Below are 20,900 nucleotides of genomic sequence, written 5' to 3' on the forward strand. Positions count from 1 at the left end.
TAATTAAATGCTGCAACGTTTGTAGTTACGGTATTTAGGTAACCAGTAATTTCTATCAATAGCAGCCCACAGTGCATCATCGCTAATCTCAAGAGCTACGCCCTCTTCAATTGCTTTTTTAGCCACTGCAAATGCAATACGCTTACTTAATGTTTCAATTTCAGTCAGTGCAGGTAATAAGCTGCCTTTACCGGTGTTTGCACGTGGTGATGACTCAGCAAGCATTTCGCTCGACATACTCAGCATTGCATCGGTAATGCGTGTTGCTTTTGCTGCAATTACACCTAGGCCAATACCTGGGAAAATATAACTGTTGTTACACTGTGGAATTGGGAACACTTCACCATTAAACTCTACTGGCTCAAACGGGCTACCCGTTGCTACAAGTGCTTTACCTTCAGTCCATTTAATAACATCTGCTGGGTGTGCTTCAACCTGCTTAGATGGATTACTTAATGGGAAAATAATCGGCTGCTCACAGCCTGAGTGCATAGCGCGGATAACTTGCTCGGTAAATAAACCCGGTTGACCCGATACACCAATTAAAATATCAGGTGCTGCACAGTGCATTACATCTAATAATGAAGCGTATTCGCCGCTGTAAGTCCACTCGCTTAATGCAGCTTGTGGTTGCGCTAGTGCTTGTTGGAAATCGCGTAAGCCTTCCATGCCTTCAGTGAGTAGGCCAAAACGGTCAACCATAAATACTTGGCTGCGCGCTTGTGCTTCGCTAATGCCTTCAAACACCATTTGGCTAATAATTTGCTCTGCAATACCACAACCGGCTGAGCCTGCGCCAACAAATACCACTTTTTGCTCGCTAAGGGTTGAGCCTTTAACACGACACGCAGCTAATAAAGAGCCCACAGTTACCGCTGCAGTACCTTGAATGTCATCGTTGAAGCTACAAATTTCGTTACGGTAGCGTTTAAGTAATGGCATAGCGTTTGGCTGCGCAAAATCTTCAAACTGCAGTAATACATTTGGCCAGCGACGTTTAACCGCTTTAATGAATAAGTCTAAAAACTCATCGTATTCATCTTGCGCAATACGCTTATGACGCGCGCCCATGTACATAGGGTCATTAAGAAGTTTTTCGTTGTTAGTACCTACATCAAGCATTACAGGTAATGTGTACGCTGGGCTAATACCACCACACGCTGTGTAAAGTGATAACTTACCAATAGGAATACCCATGCCACCAATACCTTGATCGCCTAGGCCTAAAATACGTTCGCCATCGGTAACCACAATTACTTTTACTTTACCTTTGGTGGCGTTACGTAGAATGTCGTCAATTTGATAGCGATCTTCGTAAGAAATAAATAAGCCACGTGCACTGCGGTAAATATCTGAGAATTTTTCACAGGCATCACCAACCGTTGGCGTGTAAATAATTGGCATCATTTCTTCAAGATGATCACGCACTAAACGGTAGTAAAGTGTTTCGTTGTTATCTTGAATGGCACGCAAGTAAATATGCTTGTTTAAGTTATCGTTAAAGCTTGAATACTGCTGATAACAACGCTCAACCTGCTCTTCAATTGTTTCAAAACGTGGAGGAAGCAAACCCGCAAGGTTAAAGTTTTCGCGTTCTTTTTTACTAAACGCGCTGCCTTTGTTTAAAAGCGGAGTTTCAATTAGGCCAGGGCCAGAGTAAGGAATATAAAGGTAGTTAGGATCAGTATTAGTTGTCATATTTCCAGGCTTTAACGGAGTCTTAAGTTATGATCTGCCATTATCATTGTAAAAGGTTAAATTGCAATGACAATTAAGCTTGTCAGACCATTGAGAGAAAACACATGCAGGCTTCACTGCCTGCATGGCTATTATACATAAATTAAAATTTGATAGTGGCGTTTTTGTCAGTTAAATCCGACAAAGCAACCCCTTCACGGCGCGGATCAGCACCGCCATACAATTTATTGTTTTTAACCTCTACGGCATGTAAGCCAGAGTTTAAATCAAGTACGCGTACAGCATGGCCGCGTTTAGTTAATTGTGGGGCTATGGCTTCAAGCGCGGTGCCTTTTTCAAGGCTCGTGTAATCGTTACGATTGGTGGTTCTTGGCAGGTTAATCGCCTCTTGCGCCGATAAGTTCCAATCCAGTACACCAATAACCACTTGCGCTACGTAATCAATGATACGGCTGCCACCTGGCGAGCCAACCACTAAGCGTAAGCTGCCGTCGTTGTTAAACACCATTACCGGCGACATAGAGCTGCGTGGGCGTTTGCCTGCCTCAACGCGGTTAGCTACTAATTTGCCGTCAATGCGTGGCGAAAGCGCAAAATCGGTTAATTGGTTATTTAAAATAAAGCCATTAACCATCACAGTCGAGCCAAATGCCATTTCAATTGAACTGGTCATTGATACGGCATTACCAAAGCTATCTACAATGGATACATGCGATGTTGATGGCAACTCAAAAGAATCATCTTTTGCGTAGCTTAAGTAGCCTACCGGATTACCTGCAACTGCTTTTGTGTCTTGCTCAGTAATAAGCTTGGCGCGCGATGTAATGTACTTTTTATTTAACAGCTCTTTGGTAGGCACTTGTGTAAAATCAGGGTCGCCCATGTACATATTACGATCGGCAAATGCTATGCGTGAGGCTTGGCTAAAGTAATGAATTGCCTCTTCGCTATTAGGTTTAAGCGCGCTCATGTCTTTGTGTTCAAGCAAGCCCAAAATTTGTAATACTGCTACACCACCACTGCTCGGTGGGGCCATAGAGCACACATTATAAGCACGGTATTTAATACATACTGCGTCGCGTTGCTTGCTTTTGTAATTAGCCAGGTCTGATTCGCTTAATGTTCCCGGTGCAATTTTTGAATTTTGCACTGCGTTTACCATTTGCTTAGCGTTATCGCCTTTATAAAATGCATCAATGCCTTGTTTAGCAATGTCTTTGTATAAATTAGCTAAGGGCTGATTTTTTTTAAACGTACCGGCTTTAATTAATTCGCCATTAGGGTAAAAGTACTCGTTAATCACCGGCATACTCATTACACCTGGGTTTAATTGGCGAGCCAATAAACCATGTAAACGTGGCGACACCTCAAAGCCCTGCTCGGCAAGTTTAATAGCGGGTTTAAATAACTCGCTCCACGCAAGTTTACCGTATTGTTGGTGCGCACTTGCAAAGGCATGCAAAATACCTGGCACACCCACAGAGCGACCGCCAACAACTGCTTCAATCCACTTAACGGCTTTACCGTGTTTATCTAAAAACAGGTTTTCGTCTGCATTTTGCGGCGCAGTTTCACGGCCATCAAAGCTTGTAAGTAGGTTATCAGCTTTGTTGTAGTACATCATAAATGTACCACCACCAATGCCCGATGATTGTGGCTCAACTAAGGTAAGCACTAATTGCGTTGCAATTGCCGCATCTACCGCGCTTCCGCCTTTAGCTAAAATCTGTTGTCCAGCTTGTGAGGCATACGGGTTGGCCGCGGCCACCATGTATTGATCACCAGTTACTAATTGTTTTTGTACAATTGAAGTGGTGGCTTCTGGCTCGCGAATTTCTAATTTTGCAGGTTCTTTTGCTATTGTTGGCAGCGTTACTGCAAACAAACCAATAGTAAATAATGACTTAAGTTTAAAATGCATAAAAATACTAAAAACACTTAATTACGTAGTTGTATTTGGCATCTTAAAGTTAAACGGGCACAATATGCAAAAATTTTGACTAAAAAAACATAATAAAATGCTTAATTTACCGCTACAACCTCGTTATTTACTTTCGCCATTATTTTTGATGCTTTTTAGTATTGTTTTTGCTGCATTTGATTTAAATAATTTACTTGAATTTAACCGAAGGCTCATTGAAAACGGCGAAGTTTGGCGAGTGTTTACCAGTCAATTTGTACATGCTAACTGGGCGCATTTAGGATTAAACGCATTAGGCGTATTTTTAATTTGGTTACTGCATGGCGAATACACATCGCCTGCGCGTTATGCCTTTAATGTGTGTTTTTTAGCAATCTGGTGTGGGCTCGGCGTATTATGGTTTTGCCCTGCTATATCTATATACACGGGGTTAAGCGCCCTATTGCATGGTGTCATTATTTGGGGAGCGGTGAAAGACATTACCCTGTCGCTTAAATCGGGTTATTTATTATTTATAGGCGTGTGGATAAAAATAATAATGGAGCAAGTAAACGGCCCCGATGCCAGTATTGGCCAATTAATTGATTCAACCGTTGCCATTGATGCGCACTTAATTGGCGCGGTGGGCGGCACATTGCTTAGCATACCTTTAGCAATTAAATACTTAAAAAATAGCGATTAAGCTTTTCAATATTTATAAAAACGCCGCGTTAGTTAACGCGGCGTTTTTGTTTTTACACTTTAATTTTTAAATTTAAGATTAAAGTGTTTCTTTAAATAATTTATGTATACGGCGGTATTCATCTAACCAGCTTGATGGCTGTACAAAGCCATGTGGCTCTACCGGGAAGATAGCCGTTTCAAAGTTTTGCTTTTCAAGTTCAATTAATCGCTGTACTAAACGTACTGAGTCTTGAAAAAACACGTTATCGTCAACCATAGGTGCGTTAATTAATAAGCGCTTGTTTAAGCCCTCTGCGTAATAAATTGGCGAGCTTCGCTCATACGCTATGGGATCTACATCTGGGTGATTTAAAATATTAGCCGTGTAAGCGGTGTTGTAATGCGCCCAATCGGTTACTGGACGAAGTGCTGCCCCAGATTGAAATAGCTCAGGGGCAGTAAATAGCGCCATAAAGGTCATAAACCCGCCGTATGAGCCACCGTATGTGCCTACTGCGTTGGTATCAACATTTGCGTTTTGCGCCATCCATTTAACGCCATCTGCTAAATCTTGCGTTTCAGGTGTACCCATTTGGCGATAAATCGCAGTACGCCAATCGCGGCCATAACCTTTAGAAGCGCGGTAATCCATGTCCATCACTATGTAACCTTCATCGGCAAGTAATGAATGAAACATAAACTCACGAAAATACACAGACCACCCCATGTGTGAGTTTTGTAAGTACCCTGCTCCGTGGTTAAAAATAACCGCTTTACGGGTTTTGCCTGTTTCACCTTCTACATAGTCACTTGGGTAATACACCTTGGCATAAATAGGTTGCTCTGTGTGGCTAGATGGCACGGCAACAATTTTAGGTGCGGTGAGCTTTTTAGCTAAAAATTCATCCGACACCGTATGGGTGAGCTGTGTAGCTGTGGTGTTTGCTTTAGCATCGGCAACAAAAAGCTCTGTTGGCATTGTTATTTTAGAGTGCTTAAGCAGTAATTTACTTTCGTCTGGGCTTAACGTGTAGTCGGTCATACCGTTAAGGTCAGTTACTTGCTCGTTTTTACCTGTTTGTGGGTTAACACGGTAAATTTCGTAAAGGCCTGGGTGCTCTACGTTTGCCTTGTAATAAATAGCACTATTATCATGAGTTAACGTAATGTCCGATACTTCAAACTGGCCACTAGTTAAAGCGGTTGCTTTGCCGTTAAGCGGTTTTTTGTAAAGCTGACTATAGCCCGACTCTTCTGATAAGTAATACAGGGTGTTTGAATTATGTAACCAGCCAAAATTGTTAAACGCGTAAGCTATCCAAGCATCATCATGCAGGCGGTGCTGCGACACAAGCTCATTTTTATCAAAGTCGATTGTGGCTATCCAGCGGTCTTTGTTATCCCACGCCTCTAGCATAATGGCAACTTGCGTACCGTCATCGTTCCACACTATGGGAGCTTGGTTTAATCCCCAATTAGTAATTAAGTTAATACCGCGTGGCGCTTTTTTAGATTTATACGTTTTACCATCACGCGCGTAGTTTTCTTTTTTAACCTCGGCTAAAACATCTTCATCAAAGCCCGGTAGCGTATCAAAGCTCAGTGGCGTTTGTGTTTTATCTACAAGGTTAATGTGTATCACCGATGATGTTTGCTCTTTTGCATCAGCCACACGGCGGCGCACTTTTTTAGGCTCTATAGTGGCATCATCGGTGATGTAGTTAGGCATAATATCGCCTTTATCACGCCACGATTGCTGCTTTTGCAACACAACAATTAAAGCATCACCGTTTGGCGATAGTTGCGCTTCTTTAATTACATTGCCATCACCTAAATAAAAAGCGGTGTTAGCAATGGAGCTATTTTGCGCGTTTATTTGTTCATTGCGTGTTTGCGTATCCTGTTTGTTTTTATGCTGCAGCGCCACAAACTCAATCAGTTTATGCTGCTCTTTTGCAATGTAACTAGTTGGCTCTTGTAAGCCTTTTGGCTCATCGGCCAATTTTAAGTTAGCAAGCTCTGTACTTAACCCTGTTTTTAAATCAACTTTAAAAAACACACTACCTTGGCGGTAAACTAAATCGCCATTATTTAAAAACTGTGGTTTAGACTCATTTGCTGAGGTGGCTGTTATTTGTTTAAGTTCACCCGTTGTGAGGTTTTTAACAAATACATTGCCTTTAAACGTATAAGCTTGAAGTGCTCTATCTGATGAATAAACCGCTTTAGAAGCACCTACAGTATGCAGTTTATCAAGTGAAACTTGCATCGCTTTTTTGCTGTTAATTGGCTGGCTATAAATATCGTTTAGGTTGCTGCCTTGCTGCTTTTGAGCATAAATAATGGTGGCTGAATCACTTGCCCAGTACGCATTTTTAGGCTGGTTGCCTATCCAATCAGGGTTTGCCATGGCTTGTTCTAGCGTAATATTTTGCGAGCCAGCATCAGCAGGTGTGTTTACAACCGCAGCAACGGGAGTTGCTGGTAAAGCGCTTTGCTGTGATGAAGAGGTATTAGCGGTAGCACTACAACCTGCAAGCATAATGCTAGAGGTTACAGCAAGCGCTACTAATGTTTTTGATGACGATAGGTTAAAAATCATAGTGCTTCTATACGGTTATTATAATTGAGCCGTATTTAAGCAGAAGCACTTGAGTTATTGCAATTTTTTAAGATAAATAACACATTTTCACGGTAAAGATGAGTTTACTCTATTAGCAAATCGAGCCACACCAATCGGTGATCGCTCGATGCGTTTCTATCTTCTATTAATCTATATTGCTCGCTGTTTTTAGTGGGCCAAAACACCCCGCCGTCTTGTATTTTAAACCCATAGGTAGACGGTAAAACATAATCTACACGCGCTTGCCAGTTAGCGGTAAAGTGCTTTGCGTATGGCTGCGGGTATTGCTCTTTAGCACCGGCGCTTTGCGGTATAAATTGCGAATTTATAAGTGGGTTATTTAAAATTTGATTGGTGGTTTCAACCCGTGCTTTATCCCCTTCAGGCGCGGCGTTTAAGTCACCTAAAATAACAAACCGAGAGTTTGCTTTTAATCCGCCTTTTTGGCCGTTATCGTCGTAAATATAGGCTTTATTAGCAACATAATCGGCAATTAACCTAACTTCGTCATGATTACGTTTGCCGTTTCTGTCTTCGTCGCCATCAAACACCGGCGGGGTTGGGTGCGAGGCAAGCACATGCACCGTTTTATTGTTTACTACAACAGGTACATCCCAAAACGATTTAGAGCTAAGCCTAAGCGCTTGCCATTCTTGCGTGTTATACCAATTCTCTTTTGTTTTAGGGTCTATTGGCATTTGCGCATTAGGCATATCTTTATATTTAAACGTTTGAAGCGTGCGCAGTTTCTCAAGGTTAATGGGATATTTAGATAAAATAGCCATCGCGTAATGCCCTTCAAAAAAACCAAAACCTTGAGCATCGCCCATTACAGCGGTTTTTTTACCGTTGTTATCAAGGTCAAACTCAGTAGCAAGGCCTGTATTTACAGGGGCAATAAAACTGTATGGGTAATCAATGGGGTCTTGTTTATTTTGGCTTACATTTAAAAACTGGCGTTTAAAATAATCTATACCTTGCGCTTTTGGTACATAGTCAAACTCGTTTAATAAAATAATGTCAGGGCGAACACGCTGAATTATTTCGGCTATATTTTTTATTTGCTGGTGGTTTGATTTTAGTGCATTAACTAGCGCATCGGGGTTAACTTGCTCGCCTTTTGGCGTGTGATTAGTTGCATCCATACTCACATTAAAGGTGGCAATACGAAGGCTCTGGCTGGCTGTAGCATTTAAACTAAATGAAGCGGCAATGGCTAATGCGCCATAAAGTATGTTTAGTTTCATTTTTTTACTTCAAAAAATTAAAAAATAGACTTTACCAGTATTACACAATTAATACCTATTTTTATGACAAAAAAATACCGGCTTAAGCCGGTATTCAATTAGTTAATTGCAGCCTTTACTCACTTAGCATAAGTGCAGTAGCAGCTTTTAAAATGCCGGGATACGCTTGCTCAGGTAGGTAATCGGTAAGTTGCCCAAGCTTATCGGCAAGGTTATTAATGTTATCTGCAGATACATTAATATGCCCCATTTTACGTCCAGGTTTTGCCGTTTTTCCGTACCAGTGGCTGGTTACATCACTGACTGCTAAAACCTCGGTAGGAATACATCCTTGGCCCAACACATTAATCATGGCGGTAATATGCTTAAGCTCTGTACTACCTAGTGGTAAACCCGCTACAGCTCGCATGTGGTTTTCGAACTGCGAACAATGGCAGCCTTGCTGTGTCCAGTGTCCTGAATTATGAACTCGCGGCGCAATTTCGTTCACCAGTAAAGTACCGTTTACATCAAAAAACTCAATGGCAAGTACGCCAACATAATTAAGCTCGTTGGCAATTTTTGTAAATGCACTATGGGCCTGCTGCTCAACCAGCGTGTTATTTTTACCCGCAATCGACAAAGTAAGCACGCCGTTGGTGTGCTCGTTTTCAGTAATTGGGTAAATAGCCACATTACCTTGCTTATCGCGTGCACCAATAATAGAGACTTCACGGTCAAACGGGATCATTTTTTCAGCAATAATGCTGTGTGGCGCATCCTGTGTGCCAGAGGCAATAAAATCAGCCATTTCTGACCAAATTTGCTCTATTTGGTCATCTGATTTTAGACGCCACTGCCCTTTACCATCGTACCCTGCTTGGCACGTTTTAATAACCAGCGGTTTGCCTAGGGTTTTAACCGCTAATTCTAAATGCGCTTTTTCTGTGATCAGTTGATACGGCGCACATGCTACGTTTGTTTTATCTAGTAACGCTTTTTCTAATGCGCGGTCGCCACCAGTCTTTATGGCAGCTTTCCCTGGGTAAAATTTATTACTGTTGCAGCACAGTGTAAGTACATCATCGGGGATATGCTCAAACTCTGCGGTAATCGCATCAGCGTCACTAATTGCCTGCTCAAGTGTGGTTGTGTAAATTTCACCGGTTAGCGGATGCATAATTTTTTGGCTGCCTACATCGTAAGCAACCACATTTAAATTAAGGGGGGCGCCTGCTAGGCTCATCATTCGCGCAAGTTGGCCGGCACCTAAAATTAAAATTTTCATTTTTACTCTGCAGGATTAGGGTTAGCTAAAATAGTCTCGGTTTGTTCTTTACGAAATGCTTCAATTTTTGCAAAAATTTCTGGGTTTTGGCACCCTAAAATTTGTGCAGCAAGTAAACCTGCGTTAGCAGCGCCTGGCTCACCAATAGCCAGTGTACCCACGGCTACGCCTTTTGGCATTTGGCAAATAGATAACAATGAATCTACACCGTTTAAGGCTTTAGATTTAACCGGAACACCAAGCACAGGAAGCGATGTAAATGCCGCTGCCATACCCGGTAAATGCGCAGCACCACCGGCGCCAGCAATAATCACTTTTATACCACGATCTGCGGCTGAATTTGCATAATCTGCAAGAAGTTGAGGAGTGCGGTGCGCAGAGACCACTTTTGTTTCGTACTCAATACCAAATTTTTCGAGCATGAGCGCTGCGTGTTCCATGGTTGGCCAATCTGATTTAGAACCCATAATAATGCCAACAGTCATAAATACTCCTCAGTAATGTATTTTAAAAATAGCGGACTTATGTCCGGTTTTAGGCGGGTATTATACCCAAACCAAGTTTAATTGCGACTCACAAAAACAAAAAAAGCCACGTTTAAACATGGCTTTTAAAGGGTTGCAGTTACAAAGAGCTTATACTTCTTTGCTTGCTAGGTATTCGCTGTAGTTGCCTCTAAAGTCAATCACCTGGCCGTCTTTTATCTCCCAAATACGGGTGGCTACCGATGATACAAACTGGCGATCGTGCGATACAAACAGTAAAGTGCCTTCGTACGCTTCTAATGCAAGGTTTAACGCCTCGATAGACTCCATATCCATGTGGTTTGTTGGCTCATCCATTAACAGTATGTTTGGTTTATGCATCATAATTTTACCAAATAACATACGGCCTTGTTCACCACCTGAAATAACCTTTACAGACTTTTTGATATCGTTTTGCGAAAACAACATGCGTCCTAAAAAGCCACGAACCACTTGCTCGTCGTCGCCTTCTTGTTGCCATTGCTCCATCCACTCAAACAAGTTCATGTCTTTTTCAAACTCGTCAGCATGATCTTGCGCGTAGTAACCAATATTGGCATTTTCAGACCACTTAAACTCGCCCGACTTAGGTGCTAAACGCCCAGCAAGCGTATTAAGTAATGTTGTTTTACCTACACCGTTTTCACCGATAATAGCAATGCGCTCGCCTACTTCTACTAAACCTTCTAAATTTGAAAACAACGTATTGTCTTCAAAACCTTGGCTTAGGTTGGTCATTTCTAATGCGTTACGGAATAGCTGTTTTTCTTGCTCAAAGCGAATAAACGGCGATTGGCGAGAAGAGGCTTTTACTTCTTCTAGCTGAATTTTATCAATACGTTTTGCACGCGACGTTGCTTGTTTAGCCTTTGACGCGTTTGCAGAAAAGCGCGATACAAACTGTTGTAGTTCAGCAATTTGGCTTTTCTTTTTCGCGTTTTCACTTAATAGGCGCTCACGTGCTTGTGTTGCTGCAAACATGTACTCATCGTAGTTACCTGGGTAAATACGAAGCTCGCCGTAATCAATATCGGCCATGTGCGTACATACTGAGTTTAAAAAGTGGCGGTCATGCGAGATGATGATCATGGTGCAGTCGCGTTGATTAAGCACATCTTCTAACCATTTAATGGTGTAAATGTCCAAGTTATTGGTTGGCTCATCAAGTAGCATAATATCAGGGTCAGAAAACAGCACTTGCGCAAGTAACACACGTAGTTTAAAACCGGGTGCTATTTCAGACATAGGGCCATAATGCTGCTCTGTCGAAATACCTACCCCTAATAAAAGCTCACCCGCTTTAGACTCAGCTGAATAGCCGTCCATTTCGGCAAACTCAGTTTCTAAATCGGCTACTTTCATGCCGTCTTCTTCACTCATCTCTGGTAATGAGTAAATGCGATCGCGCTCTTGTTTAATATCCCATAATTCTTTATGGCCCATGATCACAGTATCAATTACAGAGTATTCTTCGTAAGCAAACTGGTCTTGGTTTAGTTTAGCCACACGTTCATTTGGATCTGTACTTACGTTACCTGCAGAGGGCTCTAGTTCGCCACTTAGGATTTTCATAAATGTAGATTTACCACAGCCGTTTGCACCAATTAAACCGTAACGGTTTCCTTCGCCAAACTTTGCAGATATGTTTTCAAATAACGGTTTAGCACCAAATTGCATGGTGATGTTAGCTGTACTAATAATAGCGCTACCCTCCAGGGGGACATGATGTATTTAAATTGCGCGCAGTTTAAACTAAATACAGCTTTTTTTCTATGAAAGTTTAAGGTTGAAAGTGCATGAACTATGCCCTATTCCACTCATTAAAGGCGTAAATTAATGCCTACCAAATAGTGCCTAAAAACGTAATTAAGCCAGTGAATGCTTATTCAACTAAAAAAATGCGCTTAGCTAAAAATAATAGCGCGATTTGTGCGCCATATCAGGATTTAAATTTTAATTAATAAACCCGTTTAACTTAATAAGTCGATTGTTTATCGCAAAGCATTTTAAAAAACAGATAACTGGGTATATATTTATGATATAAAATGCTTTTTAGAGTTTTTGCACTAGCGTTTTATTTTTATCCAACATGAAAAAAACTCATTTTAAAACCCACTTACTTGCGCTATTTTCAGCACTATTTACGTAGTTTTTAATCAAAAATAGCCTATCCCTTAACAGATAAAAAACACCATTAACCTCCAGTGAATATATATTCATTTTTAGCGCTAATTTCATTGATTATTTTTCACTTTTGAGCCCATAAGGGCTTTGCTAGTCTTCATGCCTTCTAAATTTAATGTCACTTTTTAAAGTTAATACACACAAGGCATCACAAATGATTAAAAACTTTGTAACCCTACTATTAGGAACAAGCATAGTAGTTGCGCCAGCTGCTTCAGCAGTAGAGCTCTATAAGGATGAAAAGAACACTATTAAAGTAGGTGGTTACCTTGATGTGCGCGTTATTAATACGCAAAACCAAACCGAAGTGGTAAATGGTACATCACGTATAAACTTTGGCTTTACTCGCCAACTTAAAAAAGACTGGTCGGCACTGGCGCTTGTTGAATGGGGTGTAAACCCTGTTGGTAGTAGCGATATTATTTACAACAACCCAATGGGGTGCGTGGTACGACGTAGTTTATGGCACCAATAACAGCTTTGTATGGGATGGTAATGCTGCGGGTGTTTACACATACAACAAAGACGACGGTGCTGTAAATGGTACTGCTTTGAATCTATTCAAGATGAGTTTTTATATAACCGTTTAGGTTATGCTGGCCTTTCGCACGAAAAGTACGGGCAAATTACCATTGGTAAAGGCCGTGGTGATAAATTAATTCAATACCGTAATAGCTACAACGACTTTAGCTTTGCAGTTCAAGCGCAACTTAAAAACAGCGAATTTTATACCTGTGATGTTAATGACATTTCTGAAGAAGCGTGTGAAGCCCTGTGGAATACTGGCGACAGCGCAGCTCAAGAAGTAGAATTTAACTACACCTTTGGTGGTTCTGTAACTTATAACGCAACCGACATGCTAACGTTAACAGCAGGCGTAAACCGTGGTGAATTTGATGTAACGTATGGCGATGGCACAACACAAACTGTTGAAGACTTAATTTTTGGTGCGGGTGTAATGTGGGGCAGCATTGAAAAACCAGGTTTATACGTTGCCGCTAACATAAATAAAAGCGAAAACCACGATACCGATAACCTAGGGCGCTTAATTAAAGACTCTATTGGTGTAGAAACCTTTATGTCGTACCGTTTTGATAACGATGTGCGCCCTTTTGTGGCTTATAACATTTTAGATGCCGGTGACGATTACGTTATTCAACCTAACTTTAATACCGATCCTAATGATGTATTCAAACGTCAGTTTGCTGTGATTGGTGTTCATTACTTAATTGACGAAAACACCATTGCCTACGCTGAAGCCCGTAAAGATTTTAGCGACTTTGAAAGTGATGACAAAGACCAGCAATCACAAATGGAAGCGTCTGAAGACGACGGGATTGCATTTGGTTTTAGATACAAGTTTTAACTTCCCACCATAACAACACACAAAGCCCAGCTATATGCTGGGCTTTTTTATTTTAAACGTTAAATGATGAAAAAAATTAAATGTTTGAATGCGTTATAAAAGCTGTGTGCGCTGCGTATTAATAATGCCTGTAAACATGCTTAAAATTCACCCGAAAATTAATGGAGAGAAAATGAGTTCACTCAAAACCGCCGGTAATTTTACTCTACTATGTATTGCCAGTTTAACCATAATGGTTGGCACCCTATTAGCGCCGGGTTTAGTTACCATTGCTGATGGCCTAGGCATACAAAGCAACAGCGTATTATTAATTACTTTACCTTCTTTAGGTGCGGTGGTGTTTGCCCCCCTAGCCGGAAGATTAATAGACAAGTACGGCGCATACCCTTTACTTATAATAGGTTTATTTTTATACGGATTAGTGGGTGCATGTGCTTACTTTTTACATGGCCCGACCTTAGTATTTATTAATCGTTTTGCATTAGGTGGTATTACAGCAATAGTGATGGCAAGTTGCACCGTATTAATTTCAACGTGGTACAGCGGCGAAGCCCGACTGAATATGATTGCCAAACAAGGCATGGCGATAGAGCTAGGTGGCGTTATATTTTTATTTTTAGGCGGTGTTTTAGCGTCAATGTATTGGGGATTACCCCTTGCTTTGTATTTAATTGCTTGGGTATTTTTAGCTATGTTGCTCATGTTTGTACCCCGCAAGCAGAAATTAAACGCCCAAAACACAGAGCAAACTCAACAAATAAAAAAGAGCAATTCAAACGCATTAACGCTTAAAGGGGTTTATATAGTATCAACCCTAGCTATGACCATATTTTTTACCTCAACCGTGCTTTTACCTTTTACCTTGCACGCACTAAATTTTAATGAGTCTGAAATAGGCCAACTATTGGCTTTTATATCTTTAATTGCGGTATTTACAGCGGGATTTATGCCTAAAGCAACTAAACGCCTTAGTGAGAAAAATGTATTAGCAATCGCATTTTTTGCCTTTGGTTTATCATACCTTTGCTTTATACAATCAAGTACATTGATATTAGTATTAGGCGCGCTATTAATTGGTATTGGCTTTGGTTTTAGCATTCCTCTTTTAAACCACATGACCGTAGAGCTAAGCCCAGAAAATGTTCGCGGACGTAACTTATCGTATTTTACAATGGCTGTGTTCTCCGGTCAGTTTTTTACCTCGTTTATGGAGTACATACCTGGGGGTGAACATAACGTATTTATAATATGCAGTATTTTAAGCGCCGTTGTAGCTATCGCCCTTCTTGTTAAACCTAAAGCGCACTAAGTAGCAATCAATAACCGGTAAAATTATTAAATTAAGTAGCCAATTATATCCCCTATTTATTGGCTACTTTTATTCCTTTTCACTCTTTAGCTAAGTTTATTACTTAACGATAACTTAGTATGATGTGTTCTTTTACCATAAAGCCACCAGCTAATTTATATTAATTGCATTAAGAGTTTATAAAGATGGTGAAAATATACTTAAATGGCAAAGTAATTAAACAGATTATCGCTGATCACAAATGCGTAAGGATGATTAAAAGCAATAACAGTGAGTTTGGTATATGTCTATATGTACAGATGGCATTCTAACTCAAGAGCAAGATGCTGTATATAAACACAGTTTAATTTATTTTTTGTGCAAAAATAAATTAAAACAACTTCCCTCTGTAACTCGTTAATAACATAAAACTAAGTGAAGTGCTATCCAGTTAATTCGTTATCATAAATAGATAAAACACCGATAGCTGTATATGCATACAGCTATCGTTTGAGACTATCTACCTATTTTTAATAAATGTACTATAACCAGCTAACCCCTTTGATACACTCAGTGTTGGATTATCTGAATGTTCAGCACCTTCGTTTATAGCGCTTTGCCACACAAGGTTGTTATTAGGGTTTGCTATTAAAGCAGACTCTAAATTATCAAACGCTTTTAACATTAACGGATGTTCTGCTCCACCCACAGAAAGGTATAAATAAGTAGGCGACTTAATTTTATTTGCTTGAGTAGTTAAAAATGCTTCTACATTCTTAACCACTGTCATATCGTCATACCAAGCCGCTGGGCTAAAAGCAAAGTAGCCATTAAACAGTTCAGGTTTTGTATGCAATGTATAAAGCACAAAGCTGCCACCTGCCGAAAAACCACTTAATACACGGTTATTACTAAGCTTATATTTTACCGATAAATACGGAAGTAACTCAGTTTCAATAAACGCTAAAAACTTGTCAGCTTCACCATTTGGCTCTATAAGTGTTTCATTTTCTGTGCGCGCTTGTGTATTTACATCTTGGCGAGCATAAGGAGGCACTAAATCGCGATTACGTGTATCTGTAAAAAACAAATTAGGAATAGACACCAATATAGCCTTATCCCCTTTTTCGCTCTTAGCTTGTTTTGTAAGTGCTTTATCCCATGTATCTAAATTAAAGTTACCATCGGTTTTAATAATTAACGGATACGCTCTTTTAGGATCGTAATTAACGGGTAATCTTATAAACACTTTGCGCGACTCATTAAGCACGCTTGAGTTAATTGTTACGTCGGTATAATGCGATACATAATGGTTGTAATAGCGTATGGCTAAAATACCAATAGCAAAAATGACTACGGCTAAACTTAAATTAATAAAATAATGTTTTGTTATTTTTATTGCCATGCGTCATTCCTTTAAATGTTTAGGAGTTATTTAATCGAGCTTAACCCACTGCTTAACTTCAAGTGCAGTCATTATCAGCTCTACAGAAAAAGCGGCCAGTATCATCCCCATCACGCGGGTTAAAATAGACGCCCCGCCAATACCCATTAGCTTTATAATTTTGCCCGACAGCAACAACAAAATTAGGGTTACACCCAACACTGCCAGTGTAATTAACGCTGTGCCTATTTGGGTTGTAATTGGGTGAATGTGATTATCGGTAAGTAATATAACGGCTAAAATAGCCCCTGGTGTGGCAGTAGCCGGTATAGCAAGGGGAAACACTGCAATATCGTGCCCTGGGTCTTGTTTTGCTTTATTTGAATCATTACCAAATATCATTTGTAGGCCAAACAAAAATAAAATTATCCCGCCTCCTAACTGAAACGATACCAGCCGTATACCCATCGCATTTAAAATAAGCTGCCCTATTAAAATAGAGCCAAGTAACACTGCACCTGCATATAGCACTGTTTTAAACGCAGTTTTACGACGTTGTTGATCACTTAAATGAGAAGTCAGCGCAGCAAAAAGCGCCATAGTCCCTATTGGGTCAATAGTGGCCCAAATAACGAGGGCATCTTGAGATAGTTTTTCTAGCATATAAAATCCTTGTTAAGCGAACACGTTTTAAAAACTCGGGTAACAAATTCATTTGCTTACGCTTAACTATAAGCCAAATTGGCTATTTTTTATATTGCATTTGTTCCTCTTATGATGAAATTTACTAACGTGTATAATGCAAATGCAGAACTAATACATTACTAATGCAGTACTAAACGTGTTTATACCAAATAGAATGCTCACCCAAGCTAAAGCCTAATTTAACTAATAAGTTATGCGAACGCGCATTATGTGCACTTACCTGCGCCGCTAAGTAATTAAGCGGTATAGCCAGTTTAAGTGTTTTAACAAAGCCGGTTATTACCTCAAACATAATGCCCTTATCCCAATACATAGGATCAAGCTCAAACCCAATAAACGCCCTACTTTTACAAGGCGATAAATTATAAAGCCCGCAGGTGCCCATGAGTTTGCCATTTATATTATGTTCAATAGCCACTCTTATCACTTCGCCTTCGTAATAGGCGGTAATATCGTCTTGTATTAATTGCTTAATTTGGCATTTACTTAAGGGGGTTTGATAGTCGTTAAATTCGCTCACTTGCGGGTGATTCAAAATAGAAAATAACTGTGGGGCATGCTTATGAGTAATTAAACGCAATGTAACGCGTTCAAGCTGAGTTGTTTTAAACATTTTATACAGGAGTTAAAATAGCGCTTTATGGTTAAGCATTATTAACTTACCATAGCGTATTCACAAGCATTATCTTTATAGCCAATATTGAGAGCAATAATGAGCGACGATTTTAAAGTAATTCAACCTACCACAACCGTATACTGCCCTAAACGTGGTGAGGGCTGGACCCTAACAGGCATTACTAATATGAACGAGTTTACCTCGGTAATGTTTGACGGCACACGTTATACACTCCCCGCTCGCGAAATAGTAGAAGAGCTGTTACCAAACCAACTAGCCCGAGAGCAAAATAATAGCTAGCGCCCGTGTATAAACGGAAGTGGCTGCCACTGTGCAGCCACCTATATAAAGAGTAACGAAGGATTAAAATGTATCGTTTTCACTGTATACATTTACTTTTAACTCGTCTTCATCTTCAAAAACAACAAACGAAATAGGCTTACAGCATACTTGGCAGTCTTCTATGTATTGCTCGCCAATATCTGCCGCGTCTAATAATACTTCTATGCTTTCGCCGCAATACGGGCAACTTATCGATTTTTCGGTTAACTGGTTCATTTAACACCTGCTACTTTTATCTCAATGCTTTCACTTTAATAAACACACTCTGATAATACTACATTGTGCTACAGAGGTTGCCCAATGTACGTATGGTCTTAATTAAAAACCATTACGTATATTACTTTTTCCGCTATTCACGTTAGCCTACTAAAAACAATGAAATAGGTTTTACAGTTAAAGGGTCTAACTATTAAGAATATGTATTTAAACTCATACTAGAGGTAGATCATTATATGAAAAAATCACTTACGCTTGCATTAACATCTGCCGCAATGTTGTTTAGCACCTTTTCACATGCAGCTAAAACCGAAAAAGCAGTTTTAGCCGGTGGATGTTTTTGGTGTATGGAAAGCGACTTTGAAAAGCTAAAAGGCGTAAAAGATGTTATATCGGGTTTTACAGGCGGTAAAATTAAAAACCCGACCTACAATGGTAACCATCAAGGCCATTATGAAGCAGTACAAATTACTTACGACCCTGATGTAGTAAGCTACAAAGGCATACTTGATCATTTTTGGGTAAATATTGATCCCTTTGATGCCAAAGGCCAATTTTGCGATAAAGGCCCAAGTTATTTAAGCGCCATATTTGTAGCTAACGAGCAAGAGCGCAAAATAGCAGAGCAAACCAAACAAGCCGTAATAGCAGAATTCCCAAATCAAACAGTGGTCACGCCAATACTTAATGCCAGCACTTTTTACCCAATTAAAGGTAAAGAAAGCTACCATCAGGATTATTATAAAAATAACCCCATACGCTACAATACCTACCGCTGGCGCTGCGGACGCGATAATCGCCTAGAAGAAATTTGGGGCGATAGAGTCACACATTAAAATCTATAGTTAAACGCTTGATGGGTTTATACAAACCCATCTCCACTACAGCTAACTGCTAATTCTATTCATTCCGCCCCTAATTATAAACATTATTTTGATACTGTTTCCTAAAACAGCTTATTTATCTAACTTTATAAATATAATAAATTTCACTCCTAGATTGATAAAACCTAATTCAACAACTGGAGTTACACATTATGTCTGCCACCCAATTACAACTTGCTCGTGCTCTAGCGTTACCTTCAAGAGAGGCCATGTTAAATCGTGAGCACTCAGTACAGCATTTTTGGTACAACAACGACCAACTACTTACACAAGCCTGGAAAGAGTGGGAAGAAACCGAAGTAGATACAACCACCTTTACCCTTGACGATTCATTACTAGATAAAAACTTACGTGAAGCCGTTAATGCAGCATGGGAAGATCCATCTAAAGAGCATTTAGTAAAATCACTACTAGAAGAAGTAGCGACTGATGTGTATCAGTTTCAATTTTTTGATCCTGAGCGCCTAGCTGTTTTACGTGGTTACCTTGAAAAAGTATGGAATGCTAACATTCCTATGCGTCCACCGTACGGTATTGTATTAAACCGCCGCGGCGCCATGCTCGACAAACGCTCAGAGGGCTATTTAGCTGCTCCTAGTTTTCAGGCATTTTATAACCAAGTATTAAATACATACATGCGCCCTATTTCACGTTTATTGTTTCCTGAAATCATAGGTTACGATACGCAAACGTTTGGTTTTTCTATTTATTACGACCCAAGTACAGATGCGTCTATTCGTCCGCATACCGATGCATCATCAGTAACATTAAATATTAATTTAAACTTACCTGGGGAAGAATTTAGCGGATCAGAACTTGATTTTTACGACCAAGTAAACGCAAAAGTTGTACAACTTAGCTTTAAACCAGGCACCGCCATGATCCACAAAGGCAATGTACCACACGCGGCAAAACCTATAACCAGTGGCGACAGAACAAACCTAGTGTTATGGCTTTTTGGCGATAATGGCCGTATACCAGCGCCGGGGTCAAAACGTACAGATATTGATGCAAAAGAGCGTTGGACTACACCAAAAACAACGCCAGACGGCTACGCACCTTTTTAAACGGTGCCAAGTTTAACCTTTTGTGCTTAGAACTTGCCCATTAAAGGTATTTAATCATACTTTAATGGGCTATTTACTTGTTACATAACCACTTAGTTACTATCTTTTTAGTATGCCAAGTTAATTTAAACAGCCTAATGAAGTTAAACTTTTTTATAATAACTACACTGCTTGTATCATCTTTTGCCTGTGCATCGCCTACTAAACAAAAATTAGTTGTAGGTTTAGGCGAAACCCTACCGCCTTTTGTAATGTCACATACCAACAGCGGGCTAACCCTCGATATTATTAAAGCCGCATTAACGCCTTTAGGCTATGAAATAGAGCCACGCTATTACCCCTATACGCGTCGCGCTAAAGGGTATGCAAAAGGCAGAATAGATATTTTAGCCGATATTAACTTAAACACCGCTAACGGAAACCAACTCAAAGGGTATATTTCTGATGAGGCCTATGTATACGAAAACGTAGCGATAACCCTAAAAAGCAAACAGTTTAACTTTACTAAAATTGCAGATTTAACATATTACAGCTTAATTTCGTGGCCCAGCGCCGCCATACACTTAGGCGAATAATATGCAAAAATGGCAAAAGCCAATACGCAATATTACGAAGTTCACGACCAATCTCTTCAAGTTAAAATGCTTTTTTCAAACAAGGTAGATGTAATTCAAATGGATAAACAAAGTTTTGATTACTATCGCTCAACCCTTAAAGATATTGATACAACACAATCTGTAGATCGCTTTGCGCTGTTTGGAAAAAGCCCAAATGGCTATTTATTTAAATCAAAAAGACTACGTGATGACTTTAATATTCAACTACAAAAACTTAAAAATTCAGGTCAGTACCACAAAATTTTTGAAAAATACAAGCACGCCAAATAAAAAAAGGTCGCTTTAACT

At 39.9% G+C, this 20,900-nt stretch carries 18 protein-coding genes and 1 pseudogene; 8 read left to right on the top strand and 11 right to left on the bottom strand.

Features of this window, described 5'->3' with window-relative positions; all coding sequences use genetic code 11:
- Positions 1 to 3: 3 nt before the first annotated feature.
- Both CWB60_RS05875 and ggt read right to left on the bottom strand, forming a co-directional pair.
- Entirely contained in the window at positions 4 to 1,698 is a 1,695-nt protein-coding gene (locus tag CWB60_RS05875) for an NAD-dependent malic enzyme (protein WP_004586602.1), read from the bottom strand.
- Positions 1,699 to 1,840: 142 nt separating this feature from the next.
- The gene (gene ggt, locus CWB60_RS05880) at positions 1,841 to 3,619 is read right to left on the bottom strand and encodes a gamma-glutamyltransferase (protein WP_138576358.1); all 1,779 of its coding nucleotides are present in this window, start codon (positions 3,617 to 3,619) and stop codon (positions 1,841 to 1,843) included.
- A 97-nt stretch (positions 3,620 to 3,716) separates the two neighbouring features.
- Here ggt and rrtA point away from each other — a divergent pair, with 97 nt between their 5' ends.
- On the top strand, positions 3,717 to 4,301 hold the full coding sequence (gene rrtA / locus CWB60_RS05885; protein WP_138576360.1) for a rhombosortase: 585 nt from the start codon (positions 3,717 to 3,719) through the stop codon (positions 4,299 to 4,301).
- Between the two features lie 78 nt (positions 4,302 to 4,379).
- On the opposite strand, the gene CWB60_RS05890 is transcribed toward rrtA, so the two are convergent.
- The 5 genes from CWB60_RS05890 to CWB60_RS05910 form a co-directional block, all read right to left on the bottom strand.
- Positions 4,380 to 6,884 carry a S9 family peptidase gene (locus tag CWB60_RS05890; protein WP_138576362.1) on the bottom strand — a complete coding sequence of 835 codons (2,505 nt, stop codon included), beginning with the start codon at positions 6,882 to 6,884 and terminating at the stop codon, positions 4,380 to 4,382.
- A 104-nt stretch (positions 6,885 to 6,988) separates the two neighbouring features.
- A complete protein-coding gene (locus CWB60_RS05895) occupies positions 6,989 to 8,152 on the bottom strand; it encodes an endonuclease/exonuclease/phosphatase family protein (protein ID WP_138576364.1) in 1,164 nt (387 codons plus the stop codon).
- Positions 8,153 to 8,267: 115 nt separating this feature from the next.
- The gene (locus tag CWB60_RS05900; protein ID WP_138576366.1) at positions 8,268 to 9,419 is read right to left on the bottom strand and encodes a 5-(carboxyamino)imidazole ribonucleotide synthase; all 1,152 of its coding nucleotides are present in this window, start codon (positions 9,417 to 9,419) and stop codon (positions 8,268 to 8,270) included.
- Positions 9,420 to 9,421: 2 nt separating this feature from the next.
- Positions 9,422 to 9,904: a 5-(carboxyamino)imidazole ribonucleotide mutase gene (gene purE, locus CWB60_RS05905; protein ID WP_024033606.1), complete on the bottom strand. Its 483-nt coding sequence runs from the start codon at positions 9,902 to 9,904 to the stop codon at positions 9,422 to 9,424.
- A 150-nt stretch (positions 9,905 to 10,054) separates the two neighbouring features.
- The gene (locus CWB60_RS05910) at positions 10,055 to 11,644 is read right to left on the bottom strand and encodes an ABC-F family ATPase (RefSeq protein WP_083901794.1); all 1,590 of its coding nucleotides are present in this window, start codon (positions 11,642 to 11,644) and stop codon (positions 10,055 to 10,057) included.
- A 637-nt stretch (positions 11,645 to 12,281) separates the two neighbouring features.
- Here CWB60_RS05910 and CWB60_RS05915 point away from each other — a divergent pair.
- Both CWB60_RS05915 and CWB60_RS05920 read left to right on the top strand, forming a co-directional pair.
- Positions 12,282 to 13,493: pseudogene (locus tag CWB60_RS05915) on the top strand (porin).
- Positions 13,494 to 13,665: 172 nt separating this feature from the next.
- Positions 13,666 to 14,802 carry an MFS transporter gene (locus CWB60_RS05920; protein ID WP_138576368.1) on the top strand — a complete coding sequence of 379 codons (1,137 nt, stop codon included), beginning with the start codon at positions 13,666 to 13,668 and terminating at the stop codon, positions 14,800 to 14,802.
- Positions 14,803 to 15,301: 499 nt separating this feature from the next.
- On the opposite strand, the gene CWB60_RS05925 is transcribed toward CWB60_RS05920, so the two are convergent.
- The 3 genes from CWB60_RS05925 to CWB60_RS05935 all read right to left on the bottom strand — a co-directional run bounded on the left by CWB60_RS05925 (position 15,302) and on the right by CWB60_RS05935 (position 17,483).
- Positions 15,302 to 16,186: an alpha/beta hydrolase gene (locus tag CWB60_RS05925; protein WP_138576370.1), complete on the bottom strand. Its 885-nt coding sequence runs from the start codon at positions 16,184 to 16,186 to the stop codon at positions 15,302 to 15,304.
- 30 nt (positions 16,187 to 16,216) lie between these two features.
- On the bottom strand, positions 16,217 to 16,828 hold the full coding sequence (locus CWB60_RS05930; protein ID WP_138576372.1) for a MarC family protein: 612 nt from the start codon (positions 16,826 to 16,828) through the stop codon (positions 16,217 to 16,219).
- Between the two features lie 172 nt (positions 16,829 to 17,000).
- Positions 17,001 to 17,483 (bottom strand): GNAT family N-acetyltransferase, encoded by a 483-nt coding sequence (locus CWB60_RS05935; RefSeq protein ID WP_138576374.1) that lies wholly within the window; start codon positions 17,481 to 17,483, stop codon positions 17,001 to 17,003.
- 99 nt (positions 17,484 to 17,582) lie between these two features.
- Between CWB60_RS05935 and CWB60_RS05940 the strand changes: the two genes are divergently transcribed.
- Entirely contained in the window at positions 17,583 to 17,786 is a 204-nt protein-coding gene (locus CWB60_RS05940; protein ID WP_138576376.1) for a hypothetical protein, read from the top strand.
- A 63-nt stretch (positions 17,787 to 17,849) separates the two neighbouring features.
- Here the strand turns inward: CWB60_RS05940 and CWB60_RS05945 are convergent, their stop codons facing one another.
- A complete protein-coding gene (locus tag CWB60_RS05945; protein WP_138576378.1) occupies positions 17,850 to 18,044 on the bottom strand; it encodes a CPXCG motif-containing cysteine-rich protein in 195 nt (64 codons plus the stop codon).
- 236 nt (positions 18,045 to 18,280) lie between these two features.
- Here CWB60_RS05945 and msrA point away from each other — a divergent pair, with 236 nt between their 5' ends.
- The 4 genes from msrA (at position 18,281) to CWB60_RS21110 (ending at position 20,882) form a co-directional block, all read left to right on the top strand.
- On the top strand, positions 18,281 to 18,880 hold the full coding sequence (msrA, locus tag CWB60_RS05950) for a peptide-methionine (S)-S-oxide reductase MsrA (RefSeq protein ID WP_138576380.1): 600 nt from the start codon (positions 18,281 to 18,283) through the stop codon (positions 18,878 to 18,880).
- Positions 18,881 to 19,080: 200 nt separating this feature from the next.
- On the top strand, positions 19,081 to 19,995 hold the full coding sequence (locus CWB60_RS05955) for a 2OG-Fe(II) oxygenase family protein (protein WP_138576382.1): 915 nt from the start codon (positions 19,081 to 19,083) through the stop codon (positions 19,993 to 19,995).
- A gap of 137 nt (positions 19,996 to 20,132) precedes the next feature.
- Positions 20,133 to 20,570: a transporter substrate-binding domain-containing protein gene (locus CWB60_RS21105; protein ID WP_349304163.1), complete on the top strand. Its 438-nt coding sequence runs from the start codon at positions 20,133 to 20,135 to the stop codon at positions 20,568 to 20,570.
- Between the two features lie 9 nt (positions 20,571 to 20,579).
- Positions 20,580 to 20,882, top strand: coding sequence for a transporter substrate-binding domain-containing protein (locus CWB60_RS21110; protein WP_349304164.1), 303 nt, complete (start codon positions 20,580 to 20,582; stop codon positions 20,880 to 20,882).
- Positions 20,883 to 20,900 lie beyond the last annotated feature (18 nt).

Source organism: Pseudoalteromonas sp. S327, from assembly GCF_005886415.1.
Lineage (GTDB): Bacteria > Pseudomonadota > Gammaproteobacteria > Enterobacterales > Alteromonadaceae > Pseudoalteromonas > Pseudoalteromonas atlantica.